Source organism: Streptomyces sp. NPDC058985, from assembly GCF_042740985.1.
In the GTDB taxonomy this organism is placed as follows: Bacteria; Actinomycetota; Actinomycetes; order Streptomycetales; family Streptomycetaceae; genus Streptomyces.
Genome location: NZ_JBHYJX010000029.1, coordinates 89,925 through 105,889 on the forward strand (window position 1 = coordinate 89,925; position 15,965 = coordinate 105,889).

Sequence of the window (15,965 nt, forward strand, 5' to 3'; positions counted from 1 at the left end):
TTTTGTCAGCCTGATAGTTCTGGTGGTTCTGGCACCGGCGCCTGGTGCGCCGGGCGCCGTACGGAAGGACGGTCCCCGTGACGGAGGCAGCGGAGCTTCCCCCTGTGCCCGAGCAGGCACGTGTCGTGTTCGGCGATCGCTACGCGGACGCGGTCCGCTACGCGGAGCTGCTTGCCGAGGCTGGGGTGAAGCGCGGCCTGATCGGCCCGCGTGAGGTTCCCCGCCTGTGGGAGCGGCATCTGCTGAACTGCGCGGTGCTCTCGGAGGTCGTGCCCGAGGGAGTGACGGTGTGCGACGTCGGGTCGGGCGCCGGGCTGCCCGGGATCCCGCTGGCGCTGGTGCGGGACGACCTGAAGATCACTCTGCTGGAGCCGTTGTTGCGGCGCACGAACTTCCTGACCGAGGTCGTGGAGCTGCTGGGCTTGGACCATGTGACCGTCGTGCGCGGCCGGGCCGAGGAGGTCATGGGCAAGATGCCGCCGGTGCACGTGGTGACGGCTCGTGCCGTCGCACCGCTCGACCGGCTGGCCACGTGGGGGATTCCCCTGCTGCGTCCCTACGGCGAGATGCTCGCGCTCAAGGGCGACACGGCGGAGGAGGAGCTGAAGGCGGCTGCCACCGCGCTGAGCAAGCTGGGTGCCGAGAAGACTTCCGTTCTTCAGGTGGGCGAGGGCGTCGTGGATCCTCTGTCCACCGTGGTGCGGGTCGAGGTCGGTGAGAGCCCTGGCGGTGTGCGCTTCGCCGCCAAACGGGCCAAGGCGGCTCGGACGGGGCGGACGCGTCGGCGTCGCGGCTGACCCGTCCTGGCGTCCGGCCGTACTCCACACAAGCTGCCAAACCTCCGCATGCCGGAGTGTCGCGGGAGTTCGGCATCGCGCGCTGTGCATCGTGTTTCACGTGAAACGTCGCTCACTGCTGCACGGCATCATCAGTCGCGGCCGCGCTGCGGCCGACCCCCGCGACCGAAAGCCTCTCGGGTCGCTCGGAGAGGGGGTGGAGTTGTCCACAGAGGTGGATTTCTCCACAGAACACCAGGCCTCACTGGTTCATGACCCCGAAGGCATGGGAGGCTCTGTTCATTGCGAGCCTGAAGTCGAGGAGAGTGAATCCTTGCGGTCCGACGCCAATATCGCGGGACCGATGACCGATCCGGTCCCCGGTCCCCGTACCGAGTCGATGGGAGCGGATGTTTCACGTGAAACACCGCCTCCGATGGACGACACTCCGATCGGTCGCGCTGCCCAACTGGCGGTGGAGGCTCTGGGGCGCGCCGGCGAAGGGCTGCCGCGACCCGAGCAGACCCGGGTCATGGTGGTCGCCAACCAGAAGGGCGGTGTGGGTAAGACGACGACGACCGTCAATCTTGCCGCCTCACTCGCCCTCCACGGTGCCAGAGTCCTGGTCGTCGACCTGGACCCGCAGGGCAACGCGTCCACCGCCCTGGGTATCGATCACCACGCCGACGTCCCTTCGATCTACGACGTACTCGTCGAAAGCCGGCCACTCTCGGAAGTGGTCCAGCCGGTCCCGGATGTCGAGGGTCTGTTCTGCGCGCCCGCCACGATCGATCTTGCCGGCGCCGAGATCGAACTGGTCTCACTGGTCGCCCGGGAGAGCCGGCTCCAGAGGGCGATCGCCTCGTACGAGCAGCCGCTGGACTACATTCTCATCGACTGCCCGCCCTCCCTCGGTCTGCTGACGGTCAATGCGCTTGTCGCGGGCCAGGAGGTGCTGATCCCGATCCAGTGCGAGTACTACGCGCTGGAAGGTCTGGGGCAGCTGCTCCGCAACGTCGACCTGGTCCGAGGGCACCTCAACCCGGCGCTCCATGTGTCGACCATCCTGCTCACCATGTACGACGGCCGGACGCGGCTCGCGTCCCAGGTCGCCGACGAGGTACGCAGCCACTTCGGTGAGGAAGTGCTGCGGACGAGCATTCCCCGCTCGGTCCGTATCTCCGAGGCCCCGAGCTACGGGCAGACGGTACTGACCTACGATCCAGGATCGAGTGGAGCCCTCTCCTATCTGGAGGCGGCACGTGAGATGGCGCTGAAGGGCGTGGGCGTCCAGTACGAGGCGACGCATGCTCACCTCGGCGCACAGAATGACCCGAACACGGTGGAGGGGATCCAGTGAGTGAGCGACGGAGGGGGCTGGGCCGTGGTCTGGGCGCACTGATCCCCAACGCCCCGACGGAGAAGTCGGTGGCTTCGGCAGCGCTGGGGAACGCGGCCTCCGCTTCTCCGGGGACGATGCCGCTGCTGCCGAACGAGCGCGGTGTGGCCGCGGCGAAGGTGGCCACGCTGCCCGCTGTTTCACGTGAAACAGAGGAGCCGGCGGCGGCATCCGGTGGCGCGGAGGGTCTCCGGGCGCCCATGGGGGCGCACTTCGCCGAGGTCCCTCTCGATGCCATCACGCCGAACCCGAAGCAGCCGCGTAAGGACTTCGACGACGACGCGCTGGCCGAGCTGGTCACCTCCATCAGGGAGGTCGGGCTCCTCCAGCCGGTCGTCGTCCGGCCGATCGGCCAGGGTCGCTATGAGCTGATCATGGGCGAGCGTCGTTTCCGGGCCTGCCGCGAGCTGGAGCTGGAGGCCATCCCGGCCATCGTCCGGGCGACAGACGACGAGAAGCTTCTCCTGGACGCCCTCCTGGAGAACCTGCACCGTGCCCAGCTGAACCCGCTGGAAGAGGCCTTCGCCTACGACCAGCTCCTGAAGGACTTCAACTGCACGCACGACCAGCTGGCCGACCGGATCGGGCGCTCCCGGCCTCAGGTCTCCAACACGCTGCGTCTGCTGAAGCTCTCACCGAAGGTGCAGAACCGGGTCGCCGCGGGTGTGCTCTCCGCAGGGCATGCCCGGGCGCTGCTCTCCGTCGACGACCCGGAGGAGCAGGATCGCCTCGCGCACCGCATCGTGGCCGAAGGGCTCTCCGTGCGGTCGGTCGAGGAGATCGTGACCCTGATGGGTTCCCGGCCCCAGAAGCCGCAGCGTGCCAAGGGCCCGCGTGCCGGTTCTCTGGTCTCCCCGGCGCTGTCCGACCTGGCGACGCGGTTGTCCGACCGCTTCGAGACCCGGGTGAAGGTCGACCTGGGACAGAAGAAAGGCAAGATCACCGTGGAGTTCGCCTCCATGGACGACCTTGAGCGAATCCTCGGAAGCCTTGCCCCCGGTGAAGGGCCCGTGCTGCAGAAGGGGCTCCTGGACGACGAGGACGAAGACCTCGACTCCTGAAGCACAGGCCGCCAGGGCGGGCCGTGTCCGGTGCATACCGGAACACGGCCCGCCCTTTGCTGTGCGTCGGTGTCGGGGCCAGCGCATCGTGGATACGATGCGATCGGGATGCGTCATCACCTGGCAGTACCTCTGAGAGGAAGGCAGGGGCCATGCGCACGATGGGCCGCACCGGACTGGTGAGCGCGGGCTTGGGGCTGGGCGCGGTCGGTGGCTTCATCGGCAGCCTGCTCAGGGAACGGAGCGCTCTGACCGCCGCTCGTGACGCGGCAGGCGAAGGAAGCGAGGAACAGCCTTCATGGGGCGCCGGCTCGTACCGCTCACGCTGGACAACCTTCAGGACCTTCCCCAGGGCTGTCGCTCGTGCGTCTTCTGGGAACTGGATCCCGTCAGCGGCGAAGCCGCGGTAAAGGCCGGGACGCCCGGCCTGGAGAAGGAGTCCTGGATCTCCGCTGTGCTGCTGGACTGGGGATCGTGCGGCCGGGTGGTCTATGTCGATGATGTGCCGGTGGGCTTTGTTCTCTATGCCCCGCCGGCCTACGTGCCCCGCTCGACAGCGTTCCCCACCAGCCCCGTCTCGTCCGACGCGGTACAGCTGATCACGGCGTTCGTGATGCCGGGCTACCAGGGCCAAGGGCTCGGGCGCGTGATGGTCCAGACGGTTGCCAAGGATCTGCTGCGCCGGGGCTTCAAGGCGATCGAGGCCTTCGGGGACGCACGCTGGAAGGAACCGGCCTGCGTCCTGCCCGCGGAGCATCTGCTGGCGGTGGGCTTCAAGACGGTCCGGCCCCACCCCCGCCATCCGCGGCTGCGGCTGGATCTGCGGTCCACGCTCTCCTGGAAGGAAGACGTGGAGTTGGCGCTGGACCGTCTGCTCGGAGCCGTTCAGAAGGAACCCGCGCTGCGTCCGCTCTAGCGGCGAGCCGGGACGAGGAAGCTGCCGTAAACGAAGGGGCCGACCCGTCCGGGTCGGCCCCTTCGTGTTTCACGTGAAACGTCAGTCGGCGATGAAGTCCTCGAGGTCGCGAACGATCGCGGCCTTCGGCTTGGCGCCGACGATGGTCTTGGCCACCTCGCCACGCTGGTAGACGTTCAGGGTCGGGATGGACATGACGCCGTACTTGGCGGCCGTACCCGGGTTCTCATCGATGTTCAGCTTGACGATCTCGATCTTGTCGCCGTACTCGGCGGCAATCGCCTCGAGGGACGGCGCGATCTGGCGGCACGGACCGCACCAGGCGGCCCAGAAGTCCACCAGGACGGGCTTGTCGCTCTTGAGGACGTCCTGATCGAAGGAGTCGTCGGTCACATGCTTCAGGGTGCCGGCCACGGCGGGCTCCTTAACTGGTTGGTGCGAGGGATGGGGGTCAGACGGTGGTCTTCTCGGGCTCCGCCTTGTCCTCGTCGCTGAGCGCGGCGAGGAAGCGCTCGGCATCGAGAGCGGCAGAGCAGCCGGTGCCGGCCGCGGTGATCGCCTGGCGGTAGGTGTGGTCGACCACGTCACCGGCGCCGAAGACACCGGTCAGGTTGGTGCGGGTCGACGGAGCCTCCACCTTCAGGTAGCCCTCCGGGTCCAGGTCGAGCTGGCCCTTGAAGAGCTCGGTGCGCGGGTCGTGGCCGATCGCGATGAACAGGCCCGTCACCGGCAGGTCCGAGAGTTCGCCGTTCTTCACATTGCGCAGCTTCAGGCCGGAGAGCTTCTGGTCGCCCTGGACCTCCGCGACCTCGCTGTCCCAGACGAACGTGATCTTCGGGTCGGCGAAGGCGCGCTCCTGCATCGCCTTGGAGGCGCGCAGGGTGTCCCGGCGGTGGACGATCGTCACGGACTTGGCGAAGCGGGAGAGGAACGTCGCCTCCTCCATCGCGGTGTCACCACCGCCGATCACCGCGATGTCCTGGTCCCTGAAGAAGAACCCGTCACAGGTCGCGCACCAGGAGACGCCGCGTCCGGAGAGGGCGTCCTCGTTCGGCAGGCCGAGCTTGCGGTGCTGGGAGCCGGTGGTGATGATCACGGCCTTGGCCTGGTGGACCGTGCCCGCGGTGTCGGTGACGGTCTTGATCTCGCCGGACAGGTCGACGGCGACGACATCGTCCGGGATCAGCTCGGCGCCGAAGCGCTCGGCCTGGGCGCGCATGTTGTCCATGAGCTCAGGGCCCATGATGCCGTCCTGGAAGCCGGGGAAGTTTTCCACCTCGGTGGTGTTCATCAGTGCTCCGCCCGCGGTGACGGCTCCTTCGAACACCAGCGGCTTCAGCGAAGCGCGCGCGGTGTACAGGGCCGCCGTGTAGCCGGCGGGCCCGGAGCCGATGATGATCACGTTTCGGACGTCGCTCACGGCTGCATTCCTCGTCTCTGGACTAGCTTCTTCGGGGCCGGGTGAAGCTGCACTCGGAACTCTCACCCCACCTAACGGATCCTACGGGGCGCGCATTCCCGCCGTGCCCGGGCACACGGGAACGGCGCCGGGGCGCGGGACGGGAGGGAAGAGTCTGATCGCTACGAACGTGCGTAGGAGTGCTTCAAGAGGACCTCGGCCTTGCTGACGGCGGGCTCGCGCACACACGACGAGTCGACGAGGTAGGCGGTGACCCGCGAGTCGTTGGAGGCGTCGGGCAGGACCACGAGCAGGACGTCCTTGCCCTGGTAGACGCCCTTCTCCGTGGCGATCGCCGCGTCGTCGCGGCCGATGCCCCTCGCCATGCACTCCGGGATCGTCGGCTGCTTGAAGACATGGTTCTCGGCACCGGTCTCGTGGCCGTTCTCGGACTCCGTGCCGAAGGTGCGGGGGGTACGCGGTCCGCTCTCGTTGCCCTGCCCGTCCGCGAGGAGGTCGGTGACCTTGTCCTGGAGCTTGCCCTCGGAGAAGGTGTCCGCCGGCGCCGACTGCTGTCCGTGGGCGGTGTCGTCCGACGGGCTCCCTCCGGTCAGGGAGGACACGACGACCGAACCGAGGCCGATGGCGGCTGCGGCGGCCACGGCGCCGAGTACGGCGATCCTGCGCCTGCCACCACGCCGGCGGTCCTTGCGGCCCGGTCCGGTGGAGGAGGGACGGGCGTGCCCGGCGGGACGGTCGGCTGCCGCCGATGCCGAGGCTGGTGCCGATGTTTCACGTGAAACACGCGCGCTGTCGTCGCTGGACGCGGCTTCCCCTGTGGTGGGGCCCGACAGCGCCTCGGCCGCCAAGGCGGCGTCGATGCGCTGGGCCACGTCGTCCGGCATCCGTTCCGGCTCCGGCAGGGTGCCGAGCAGTCCCTGGATCTCCTCCAGTGAGGCGTAGACGTCCGCGCAGAGGTCGCACCCCTCCAGATGCCGCCGTATGTCGGTCGTCCGGGCGGTCGGGAGGAGGCCTTCGGCGAGTTCGGAGATCTCCGCGACGTCCGGGTGCCCGGCCCTGTCTGTCGTCGACGACGTCACGCTCGTCCACCTCCGCCCTTCACTGCGGCTGAATCGCCCGGCCCGTTCTCCGGCGGTCCCGCACGGTGCGGTCCCGCTGCCGGTGGGACGGATGTCCCCGGCGTCCGGTTCCGCTCGGCGCCGGACTTCCTGTCCTCGCCGCCCCCGCCGCTGCCGTCCGGGCGTAGATGGGAGAGCTGCGGCAGGAGTCTGGCTCTGCCCCGGGCGCACCTGCTCTTGATCGTGCCGGTCGGTACGTCGAGGATCCTGGCGGCCTCGGCGACGGGATAGCCCTGCATGTCCACCAGGACGAGGGCTGCCCGCTGGTCGGCCGGCAGGGTGCCCAGGGCCTTCAGCAGCTGGCGGTGCAGGTCGTTGCGCTCGGCGGGGGCGGAGGCCGACTCGTGCGGCTCCAGGAGTTGCTCAAGGCGCTCGGTGTCGTCGACCGGAGCGGTCTTCCGGGAAGCGGCCTTGCGTGCCCGGTCCAGACAGGCGTTCACGGTGATCCGGTGCAGCCACGTCGTGACGGCCGCCTGTCCGCGGAAGGTGTGGGCGGCCCGGTAGGCGGAGACGAGAGCGTCCTGAACGGCGTCGGCCGCCTCCTCCCGGTCCCCCAGCGTCCGCAGGGCCACGGCCCAGAGCCGGTCGCGGTGACGGCGTACGAGCTCACCGAAGGCGTCGGGGTCGCCATCGACATGGCCGGTGAGCAGATCCTGATCGCTCACTCCGTCGTACCCGGCGCCTTCCGCCATCGGATTTCCCCCTTCAGGCAGACGTCGTCAGCTGGTCACCTTGATGTCGGCGACGCGGCCCCGGAACTGCCCGTCCGTCAGCGGCAGCTCGGTCAGCCAGACCAGAAGGTAGCGGGTCCGGAGGGCCTCGTCCGGCTTGAGGTCCACCGTTGTGCCGGAGCCACTGGCAACCTTCGTGTAACCCTTGAAGGACTGTGGTTCCGAGTCGGTGTCGCCGCCGGCCCGGAGCTCCACCGAGGTGTCCCCGCCGAAGGACACGGCCACCTTGCCGACCTGCTGGACCTTGCCCAGGTCGACGACGATGCCCACACCCGGCTTGAGCCGCCCGAAGTCGGCGCTCGCGTAGTGGCTTGTCTGCCAGTACGTGCTCGGGCTGCCGTCGTAGGCCTTGCTGACGTTCTCCGGGTACTCGGACCCGTCGTCGCCGAACGGGTCGAAGTCATGCGCGCCCGCGATGGCGATCGGCTCGCTGACCGGCTTCGTCGGGCTTTTGTCGTTGTCGCCGTCCGTCGTCTGCGTCTGGTTCTGGTCGTCGGACTTGCCGCCGCGCTCCATGAGCGCGTCCGCCAGCTGCCAGCTGCCCAGGCCGAGGGCGGCGATCAGCAGAGCCGAGACGCTCCACTTCAGTGCCTTACCGGTGCGGCTCTGCAGCGGGGGCGGCGGTGCCTGCACCGCCTGGGTGACGCCGGGACGCGGTGCCGGACGGCCGTACGCGCCCTGCTGGTAGGCGGTGCGCTGGTAGTCGGGCGGTGCGGTGTACGACGGCTCCGGCGGGCGGATGCGGGGCATCTCGCCGATCGCCTTCACCAGCTCCTCCGGCGTGGTGCACGGGGCCTCGTGCCGGGAAGCGGTCGCGCCGTCGTTGGCGAGTGCCCGCATGGCCAGTTCGGACAGACCGCGGTGGACGCCCGCGCGGACCTGGTCCGGGGGGATCAGCCCGAGGTCCTTGGGCAGACCGGCCAGACCGTGGGCGTCGCTCTCGTACGGCCAGCGCTGGGTGAGCGTGGCGTACAGCAGGGCGCCGATGGCCTCCGTGTCGGTGCGCTGGGGGGACGCGGAACTGATACCGCGCAGTGCGGCGTTGACGGCGAGACCGCGGATCCGCCACTGGCCCGTCGACGTACGCAGCACCGCGTTGGGGCTCAGCCGCAGATGGGCGAGCCCCTCACGGTGGGCGGCCGCCATGGCGGAGGACACTTGACTGACCATCTGGTAGGCGTCGTACACCTCCAGCGGGCCGGAGGCGAGGAGCGCGGTCAGTTCTGTGGCGTCGGGGAGCCACTCGTGGACGACGTAGACGAGGTCGTTGTCCTCGACGGCGTCCAGCACCTGGACGAAGCGGGGGTCGCCGAGCAGCGCGGAGGAGCGTGCCGCGGCCAGCACGGAGCGGGCCCGCGTGTGGTCGGTCGGCAGGATGTGGACTCCGACGGCGCGGCGGAGCTTCTCGTCGACGGCGCGCCAACTGCTGAAGCCGTCCAGACGGGTGACGCACTCCTCGAGGCGGTAGCGTCTGGCGAGCTTGTGCCCGCTGTGCAGTTCGGGAGGCGAGGCCTTGCCGGTTTCCTCGCTCGTGGGGGTCCCCTGTGCCTCGTCGCTGTCCGTGTCCCGCTCCCGGTTGTTGGCCACCCCGTCGGCCGTGGACTGGTCCGCCTGTGCGGTCAGCGGCTCATCACCGCTGTTGTCTGCCACGTCGACGGCAGCTGTGCTCCGTTCCGCCACCGTCGTTCCTGCCTCCCCATTCGATGCGCGTCGGCCGACTCCCGATGTGCGCGTCCGACGCCGAACCCAATTGTGCCCACAGTCCGGCGCTATGCACGACACACGGCGGCGAACGATGGTTGTGCGCCTACCCCGGGTCTCAGCGTCCCAGGCGTCCGCGCACCATGCCGACCAAGGAGTTGACCTCCTCGATGCGCATCCGGCGGGCGGCGACGAAGAAGACACCGAACAGCAGCAGCCCGCCGGCCAGCAGCGCGGCGAACGATCCCACGACACCCTGACCGAGCGACTTGGTGATGGCGTAGCAGGCCGCGCCACCGAGCAGGACGGCCGGGACGGACGCGATGCACAGCCGGGCGTACGTCCGCAGCACCCGGGCGCCGTCGAGATCGCCGCCGAGCCGCCTGCGCAGCCTGCGCCAGGCGACGCCCACGCCGATCACGTAGGCCAGACCGTAGGAGGCGGCCATGCCGACCACGGCCCAGCGCGCCGGCAGCAGGAGGAAACAGAGTCCCGAGGCGGCGGCGTTGACCACGGCCACGATGACCGTGTTGTAGAAGGGCGTCCGGGTGTCCTCGTAGGCGTAGAAGGCGCGCAGGACGACGTACTGGACGGAGTACGGGATGAGGCCGAGGCCGAAGGCCATCAGCATGTAGCCCATGTTGGTCGCCTCACTGGTGCCCGAGGAGCCGAACATGATCGTGCACATCGGGATGCCGAGCGCGACGAATGCGAAGGACACAGGGACGATGGCGACGGCTGTGGTGCGCAGACCCTGGGAGATGTCGTCCCGCACCGCTCCGCCGTCCTCCTCGGACGCCGAGCGGGAGATGCGGGGCAACAGGGCTGCCATCAGGGAGACGGTGATGATGGCCTGGGGCAGGCCCCAGATCAACTGTGCGTTCGCGTAGGCGGCGAAGCCGGTGCCGTCGACGGGCGAGGCCTTGCCGGCCGCGGTGGAGAGCTGAATGACGATCATGGCGCCGGCCTGGTTGGCGAGCACGAACAGGACCGTCCACTTGGCGAGGGTGACGGCCTTGCCAAGTCCGTGGCCCTTCCAGTCGAAGCGCGGCCGGAGCCGGAACCCCGTCTCTCGCAGGTAGGGAATCATGGCCAGGGACTGGACGACGAGGCCCAGCAGCACCCCGATGCCGAGCAGCTTCTCGCCCTCCGGCGGGATGCTGGTGACCTTCATCCCCGAGTTCTCCGCGGTGCCGTAGACCCAGATGAACATCCCCAGGGTCACGATGATGACGATGTTGTTGAGGACCGGCGTCCACATCATCGCGCCGAACCTGCCGCGGGCGTTGAGGATCTGCCCCATCACCACGTGGAGGCCCATGAAGAAGATCGAGGGCAGGAAGTAGCGGACGAAGGTGATGCCGACCTCGTTCGCGGCCGGGTCACTGGCGACGGGGTTGGAGAGCAGCCGGATCAGCAGGGGTGCGGCGAAGACCGTGATCACGGTCAGGGAGCCCAGCGCCACCATGACGAGGGTCAGCAGACGGTTGGCGAAGGCCTCGCCACCGTCCTCGTCGTCCTTCATCGCCCTGACGAGCTGCGGTACGAAGACGGAGTTGAGGCCGCCACCGACGGTGAGGATGTAGATCATCGTCGGCAGCTGGTAGGCGACCTGGAAGGTGTCTCCGAGCAGCCCGACGCCCAGAGCCGAGACGATCAGCGCCGACCGGATGAACCCCGTCAGCCGCGACACCATCGTGCCCGCGGCCATCACCGCGCTCGACTTCAGCAGGCCACCCGCGCGCCCGCCCTTCTTGGCCGCGCCGGCTGGAGCGGCCGCGGGAGCCTGCTCGGGCTCCACGAGGGGGGCCTCGGCCGCTTCCGGGGTCGGGGCGACCGCGTACTGGCCGGGAGCAGGTGCCGCGTGCTGTTCATGCCCCGGTGCCGGGCCGCCGTACTGACCGGGTGCCGGAGGGTTTCCGTAGGGGGCGGGCCCTTGCGGGGCTCCGTACTGTGCCGGTCCCTGCGGGCTGCCGTACTGTGCGGGGCCCTGGGGGCCGCCGTACTGTGCCGGTCCCTGCGGGCCGCCGTACTGAGCGGGGCCCTCGGGGGCGCCGTACTGGGCCGGGCCCTGGGGAGCGCCGTATGGCCCCGGTGCCTGGGCGGGCGCGGGCACACCGCCGTGGTCGTCGTAGGAGGGGTGGCCGCCGCCCTGCTGCTGGTCGCGGAAGAGGTGCGCGAAGGCGTCCGGCTCGTGGCGCTGGTCACCGGCCTGGGTGACCAGGTCGTCCACGCCGACGAACTGGGTGGTCCGCGGGTCGTCGCCGTACGGCAGGTACTGCGTCGGGCCCTCCGGTTCGGGGGCCGGGGTCTGCCCCCAGACGCGCGGGTCGGGGGCGTGCGGTGACTGGGCGGGCTGGGAGTACAGCGGCTGCTGCGGCGGGTACGCGCCCGGCGGCGGCGGGGGGTGCGCGGCGCGGTCGTAGAGCGCCTCGGAGACCGGGTCCTGGGCGGAGAGGTCCTGTGCCCGGTAGGGGTCCTGGTCGTAGGCGTCCTGGAGGTACATGTCCGCGGGCGGCTCCGGCGGCGTCTGACGGGGGTCCTGCGGCGGGCCCTCGGGGTGGCCCGAGCCGTCCGCGGACTGACCGCGGTCACCGTCGTACGGCGCGTTCATCGCTACCCCACCTCATCGTCCCGGGCCGACCGGCCACGACATCCTCAACGGTCCACTCTCTCACCCGTGCCGGACGGGTCGGTGCTTTCCGTTGCGGTGTTTGGTGTCGGGTCACTCGGCTGCTCGGGGTCGCCTGCCCGGGCCGGTGCCTCGGACTCCTTGTTGAGACGCCCCTCGGCGCCGTCCGGGTTCTCCGGTGCGTCCTCATGGTCCTGGGACGCCTCCGACCCGTCGGACCCGTTCTTCTCGGCGTCCCGGGCCGCGGCGCGCTTGCGCTGCGTGTACATCCGGAAACCGGCCAGGACGAGCAGCAGGACACCGCCGCCGATGACGAGCATCACGGTGGCCGTGATCTCGGTGACCTTCACGTCGAAGGTGACGGGCTCGCCGTACTTGCGTCCGTCCATCGTGTACAGCTGGGCGATCACCGTCGCCCGGCCGTTGGCATTGGCGGACGTGGTGAACTTCACCGACTGGCTGTGGCCGCCGGAGACCTGGATCGGCTGCTCCTCGTACCGGTCGCCGTCGATCTCCAGGCGCGTCGGGTTGGTCGAGGTGAGCCGCAGGACCAGGGGCCCGACGTCCTGCACCAGGTTGTTCTGCACCGTCACCGGGATGGTGGCGCTGCGCCCGGAGAGCTTGGTCTCGGACTTGTCGATCAGTCTGACCCGGCCGGTGAGCCCGTCGAGGTAGCCCTTCACGCCGTCGCGGAACGACTCCGCCTCGGTGGCCCGGCCCCGCCAGGACACGGACATCTCCCGGTTGAGGGCACGTCCGAAGGGGGTCACCACACGGGACGGGTTCGACAGGACGACCTGGAAGTTGTCGAGCGTGCCCTGGGTCCGGGCGATCTCCTCGAACGCCGACCGCGGCAGCTCGTTCTTGCGAAGTTCCGAGGGGTACGACGAGGTCCCCGGGACCTTCGTGGTGGCGTCCGGGTCCGGCTTGGCCGCCGCGGCGGCGCCCAGCTTCTGGGAGTCGGACCAGGTGCTCCCCTGCAGGGCGCGCAGCGCCTCGGCCATCGCGCGTGCCTGGCTCCCGGACGGCATGCGCTGCGGTGCGATGACCACGCTGCGCTGCTTCCCGGTCTGGAGGCCCAGGCCCAGGCTCTGGGCGAGGAACCGCTGCACCGCCAGCGTGGACGAGGACGCCTTCGTCAGGTCGCCCTCGAACGCCGTGGACAGCCGGGCGTCCGCGACGACGGCGGTGGTGCCGCCGCCGACGGGGCGGGCGGCGGAGGGCGAGTACGACAGACCGTTGCCCTCCTGGAGGCTGTCACTGCGGGCGATCACCTTGTCGGCGCCGGCGGAGGTCGCGACCTTGACGATCGACCGGTCGACGGCACCGTCCACGGGCCAGGCGAACTCGGTGCTCGGCTTCACGTGGAGGATCGTCCCGACCGTGCCTTCGCTGACGTCCGTGGCGCTCTTCAGCTGGCTCAGCGAGCCGGTGACGTCCGTGCCGTTGTGGGCCAGGGACGCCAGGTCGGGGTCGGCGAAGGGGAGGGCGACGACCTCCTTGTCGGCCACCGCGTCCTGCAAGTCGGCGAGCCACTGCTTGGCGACGTCCTGATGAGTTCCGGCGACGGTGTTGTCGCCGTCCCGGACGCGGTAGCTGCCGGTCATCGCGTCGACGGAGGCCAGCAGGTCCGGGTCGACCACCCAGGTGACGTCGAGATCCTTGCCCAGCGTCACCATCTGGTTCAGCCGGCCGCCGGGGGAGATCTCCTTGGCCAGGTCGTCATTGAGGAGGACCGGGGTCTGCTCCTCGTTCGGCCCCGTCTCGGCGGCCATGTGCGTGGTGGAGATCAGCGGCCACAGGGCCGTCGTCTTCGTCTTGGTGTCGGCCCCGTCGGGCTGCCACGGCAGGAAGGTCCGCTGGATGCCGAGGATCTGCTCCCAGGGCTGCGCGGAGGTCTGCCCGGAGAGCGAGACGGCGAATTCGTAGACGCCGTCCTCGCCGAGGTTCAGGTCGTCGGCGGGCACGGAGATGTTGAAGTGCTCGGCCACGCCCGGGACCAGCTTGGAGAACTTCTCGGTGTATTTGTTCTCGATCTCCGGGGCGATGGACCCCTGGAGGTCGTCGCTGTGCCTGGCGAGCGAGTCGACGGACGAGCGGGTGTCCACCTCGGGGCCGACGCGCAGGCCCACGTGGGCGTCGGTGACGGCCTGCTTGCCGTTGTTGGTGACGGTGCCGGACACGGTCACCGTGTCCCCGTCCGTGGGCGCTGAGGGGGTGAGCGAGTCGACGGCGACGGCCACCGGGCCCGAGTCGGCGTCGGCCCGGGCGGCCGGCTGTCCGTCGGCGTGTGCCGCGCCGGCGGCGGGCAGCTGGACCAGGCCGGCCAGCAGCGGCGCCCCGGCGAGCAGTGCCGCGGTGCGCCGGAGCCACCGGCGGGCAGGTGAGGGACTGGTCCCCTGGAAGTCTGCCGCCTCGGCCACGCGCTCGCCCGTCCCTCGTCGTGATCAGTGGTCGTCGGAATGTGCGTCCACGCATGGTAACGATGTGCGTCGAGCGGAAGTGCCGCGGCGTACGCCACAAGATCGCCCGTGGGGGCGGGCCGCCCCGTATGTGCGCCTATAAAGGGAGCAGGGCCGAACTGGGAGATTCGGGCCGCGATCAATGGGGGCGCCTGGCTCCGCCCGGGCCACGTACCCTGTTCTGTTGTGCCGAACGTCAACGAAGTCAGCCCCAGCGCCCTGAGCCCGGAGCCGTCCCCCGCGGTGCGCGAACCGCTGCGGGTCGCCCCCGTCGCCGACGATCTTGCCCGCCGTTTCCAGGAGGCCGGGTTCTCTCTTGCCCTGGTCGGCGGCTCGGTCCGGGACGCGTTGCTCGGCCGGCTCGGCAACGATCTGGACTTCACGACCGACGCCCGTCCCCAGGATGTCCTGGCGATCGTGCGTCCGTGGGCGGACGCCGTCTGGGAGGTCGGGATCGCCTTCGGGACGGTCGGGGCGCAGAAGGACGGCTACCAGATCGAGGTGACCACCTACCGCTCCGAGGCGTACGACCGCACCTCGCGCAAGCCGGAGGTGTCCTACGGCGACTCCATCGAGGACGACCTCGTCCGGCGCGACTTCACGGTGAACGCGATGGCGGTCGCGCTTCCGGAGAAGGAGTTCATCGATCCGCACGGCGGGCTCGACGACCTCGCGGCGCGTGTGCTGCGCACTCCGGGCACTCCGGAGGACTCCTTCTCGGACGACCCGCTGCGGATGATGCGTGCCGCGCGCTTCGCGGCGCAGCTCGACTTCGAGGTTGCGCCCGAGGTGGTGGCCGCCATGAAGGACATGGCCGGCCGTATCGACATCGTCTCGGCCGAGCGGGTGCGGGAGGAGCTGAACAAGCTCGTCGTCTCCTCGCACCCCCGCAAGGGACTGACCCTGCTGGTGGAGAGCGGCCTCGCCGACCGGGTCCTGCCCGAGCTGCCGGCGCTGCGCCTGGAGCGTGACGAGCACCACCGGCACAAGGACGTCTACGACCACACACTCATCGTCCTGGAGCAGGCGATGGCCCTGGAGAGCGAGGGGCCCGATCTGACCCTCCGCCTGGCCGCCCTGCTGCACGACATCGGCAAGCCCCGCACGCGCCGATTCGAGAGCGACGGCCGGGTCTCCTTCCACCACCACGAGGTGGTCGGAGCCAAGATGACCAAGAAGCGCATGACCGCGCTCAAGTACTCCAACGACCTGGTGAAGGACGTCTCCCGCCTGGTCGAGCTACACCTGCGCTTCCACGGCTACGGCACGGGCGAGTGGACGGATTCCGCGGTCCGCCGGTATGTCCGTGACGCCGGTCCGTTGCTCGACCGGCTTCACAAGCTGACCCGGTCCGACTGCACGACCCGTAACAAGCGCAAGGCATCGGCTCTCGCACGCGCGTATGACGGCCTGGAGGACCGGATCGCCCAGCTCCAGGAGCAGGAGGAGCTGGACGCGATCCGCCCCGACCTGGACGGCAACCAGATCATGGAGATCCTCGGAGTTCCCCCCGGCCCGGCCGTCGGCCAGGCCTACAAGTACCTGCTGGAACTCCGCCTGGAGAACGGCCCGATGGAACACGACGCGGCGGTGGCCGCGCTCAAGGAGTGGTGGGCGCAGCGCGCGGAGTCCGCATGACGAGAGGGCGCGAAGTTTCACCTGTACACTAGCGCCCACACAGAGGCCCAGGCGCGGTGTCGCCGGCGTAATGCTTCGGGGGGGAGTTTTAAATGTAAAAATAAACCCCCA

At 69.7% G+C, this 15,965-nt stretch carries 12 protein-coding genes; 5 read left to right on the forward strand and 7 right to left on the reverse strand.

From position 1 onward, the window contains the following. Nucleotides 1-77 precede the first annotated feature (77 nt). The 4 genes from rsmG (at nucleotide 78) to ACFW01_RS24125 (ending at nucleotide 4,152) form a co-directional block, all read left to right on the forward strand. On the forward strand, nucleotides 78-797 hold the full coding sequence (rsmG, locus tag ACFW01_RS24110) for a 16S rRNA (guanine(527)-N(7))-methyltransferase RsmG (RefSeq protein WP_234956468.1): 720 nt from the start codon (nucleotides 78-80) through the stop codon (nucleotides 795-797). Nucleotides 798-1,062: 265 nt separating this feature from the next. Next, a complete protein-coding gene (locus tag ACFW01_RS24115) occupies nucleotides 1,063-2,136 on the forward strand; it encodes a ParA family protein (protein WP_384506484.1) in 1,074 nt (357 codons plus the stop codon). Next, entirely contained in the window at nucleotides 2,133-3,236 is a 1,104-nt protein-coding gene (locus tag ACFW01_RS24120) for a ParB/RepB/Spo0J family partition protein (RefSeq protein ID WP_234956467.1), read from the forward strand. Before ACFW01_RS24115 ends, ACFW01_RS24120 begins: the two co-directional genes overlap by 4 nt. Nucleotides 3,237-3,534: 298 nt before the next feature. Further along, nucleotides 3,535-4,152 carry a GNAT family N-acetyltransferase gene (locus ACFW01_RS24125; RefSeq protein ID WP_234956466.1) on the forward strand — a complete coding sequence of 206 codons (618 nt, stop codon included), beginning with the start codon at nucleotides 3,535-3,537 and terminating at the stop codon, nucleotides 4,150-4,152. An 81-nt stretch (nucleotides 4,153-4,233) separates the two neighbouring features. Here ACFW01_RS24125 and trxA read toward each other — a convergent pair whose 3' ends face one another. The 7 genes from trxA to ACFW01_RS24160 all read right to left on the reverse strand — a co-directional run bounded on the left by trxA (nucleotide 4,234) and on the right by ACFW01_RS24160 (nucleotide 14,177). After that, nucleotides 4,234-4,566: a thioredoxin gene (gene trxA, locus ACFW01_RS24130; RefSeq protein WP_234956465.1), complete on the reverse strand. Its 333-nt coding sequence runs from the start codon at nucleotides 4,564-4,566 to the stop codon at nucleotides 4,234-4,236. 37 nt (nucleotides 4,567-4,603) lie between these two features. Next, nucleotides 4,604-5,572 (reverse strand): thioredoxin-disulfide reductase, encoded by a 969-nt coding sequence (gene trxB, locus ACFW01_RS24135; protein ID WP_234956464.1) that lies wholly within the window; start codon nucleotides 5,570-5,572, stop codon nucleotides 4,604-4,606. A gap of 161 nt (nucleotides 5,573-5,733) precedes the next feature. Continuing rightward, nucleotides 5,734-6,651, reverse strand: a complete 918-nt coding sequence (locus ACFW01_RS24140; protein ID WP_234956463.1) for an anti-sigma factor — start codon at nucleotides 6,649-6,651, stop codon at nucleotides 5,734-5,736. Next, entirely contained in the window at nucleotides 6,648-7,382 is a 735-nt protein-coding gene (gene sigM, locus ACFW01_RS24145; RefSeq protein ID WP_234956462.1) for an RNA polymerase sigma factor SigM, read from the reverse strand. Before sigM ends, ACFW01_RS24140 begins: the two co-directional genes overlap by 4 nt. A gap of 27 nt (nucleotides 7,383-7,409) precedes the next feature. Continuing rightward, on the reverse strand, nucleotides 7,410-9,101 hold the full coding sequence (locus tag ACFW01_RS24150; RefSeq protein WP_384506467.1) for a protein kinase family protein: 1,692 nt from the start codon (nucleotides 9,099-9,101) through the stop codon (nucleotides 7,410-7,412). A 139-nt stretch (nucleotides 9,102-9,240) separates the two neighbouring features. Further along, nucleotides 9,241-11,736, reverse strand: a complete 2,496-nt coding sequence (gene murJ, locus ACFW01_RS24155) for a murein biosynthesis integral membrane protein MurJ (protein ID WP_384506470.1) — start codon at nucleotides 11,734-11,736, stop codon at nucleotides 9,241-9,243. Nucleotides 11,737-11,780: 44 nt separating this feature from the next. After that, complete coding sequence (locus ACFW01_RS24160) at nucleotides 11,781-14,177, reverse strand: DUF6049 family protein (RefSeq protein ID WP_234956459.1); 2,397 nt, start codon at nucleotides 14,175-14,177, stop codon at nucleotides 11,781-11,783. Between the two features lie 225 nt (nucleotides 14,178-14,402). On the opposite strand from ACFW01_RS24160, the gene ACFW01_RS24165 reads away from it, so the two are divergent. Next, nucleotides 14,403-15,854 carry a CCA tRNA nucleotidyltransferase gene (locus ACFW01_RS24165; protein ID WP_234956458.1) on the forward strand — a complete coding sequence of 484 codons (1,452 nt, stop codon included), beginning with the start codon at nucleotides 14,403-14,405 and terminating at the stop codon, nucleotides 15,852-15,854. The last annotated feature ends 111 nt before the right edge of the window (nucleotides 15,855-15,965 follow it).

Excerpts from the sequence above, each read along its gene's own strand:
- ACFW01_RS24115 (WP_384506484.1), top strand. The coding sequence starts at position 1,063 with ATGGGAGGCTCTGTTCATTGCGAGCCTGAAGTCGAGGAGAGTGAATCC.
- ACFW01_RS24125 (WP_234956466.1), top strand. The coding sequence starts at position 3,535 with ATGGGGCGCCGGCTCGTACCGCTCACGCTGGACAACCTTCAGGACCTT.
- sigM (WP_234956462.1), bottom strand. The coding sequence starts at position 7,382 with ATGGCGGAAGGCGCCGGGTACGACGGAGTGAGCGATCAGGATCTGCTC.
- murJ (WP_384506470.1), bottom strand. The coding sequence starts at position 11,736 with ATGAACGCGCCGTACGACGGTGACCGCGGTCAGTCCGCGGACGGCTCG.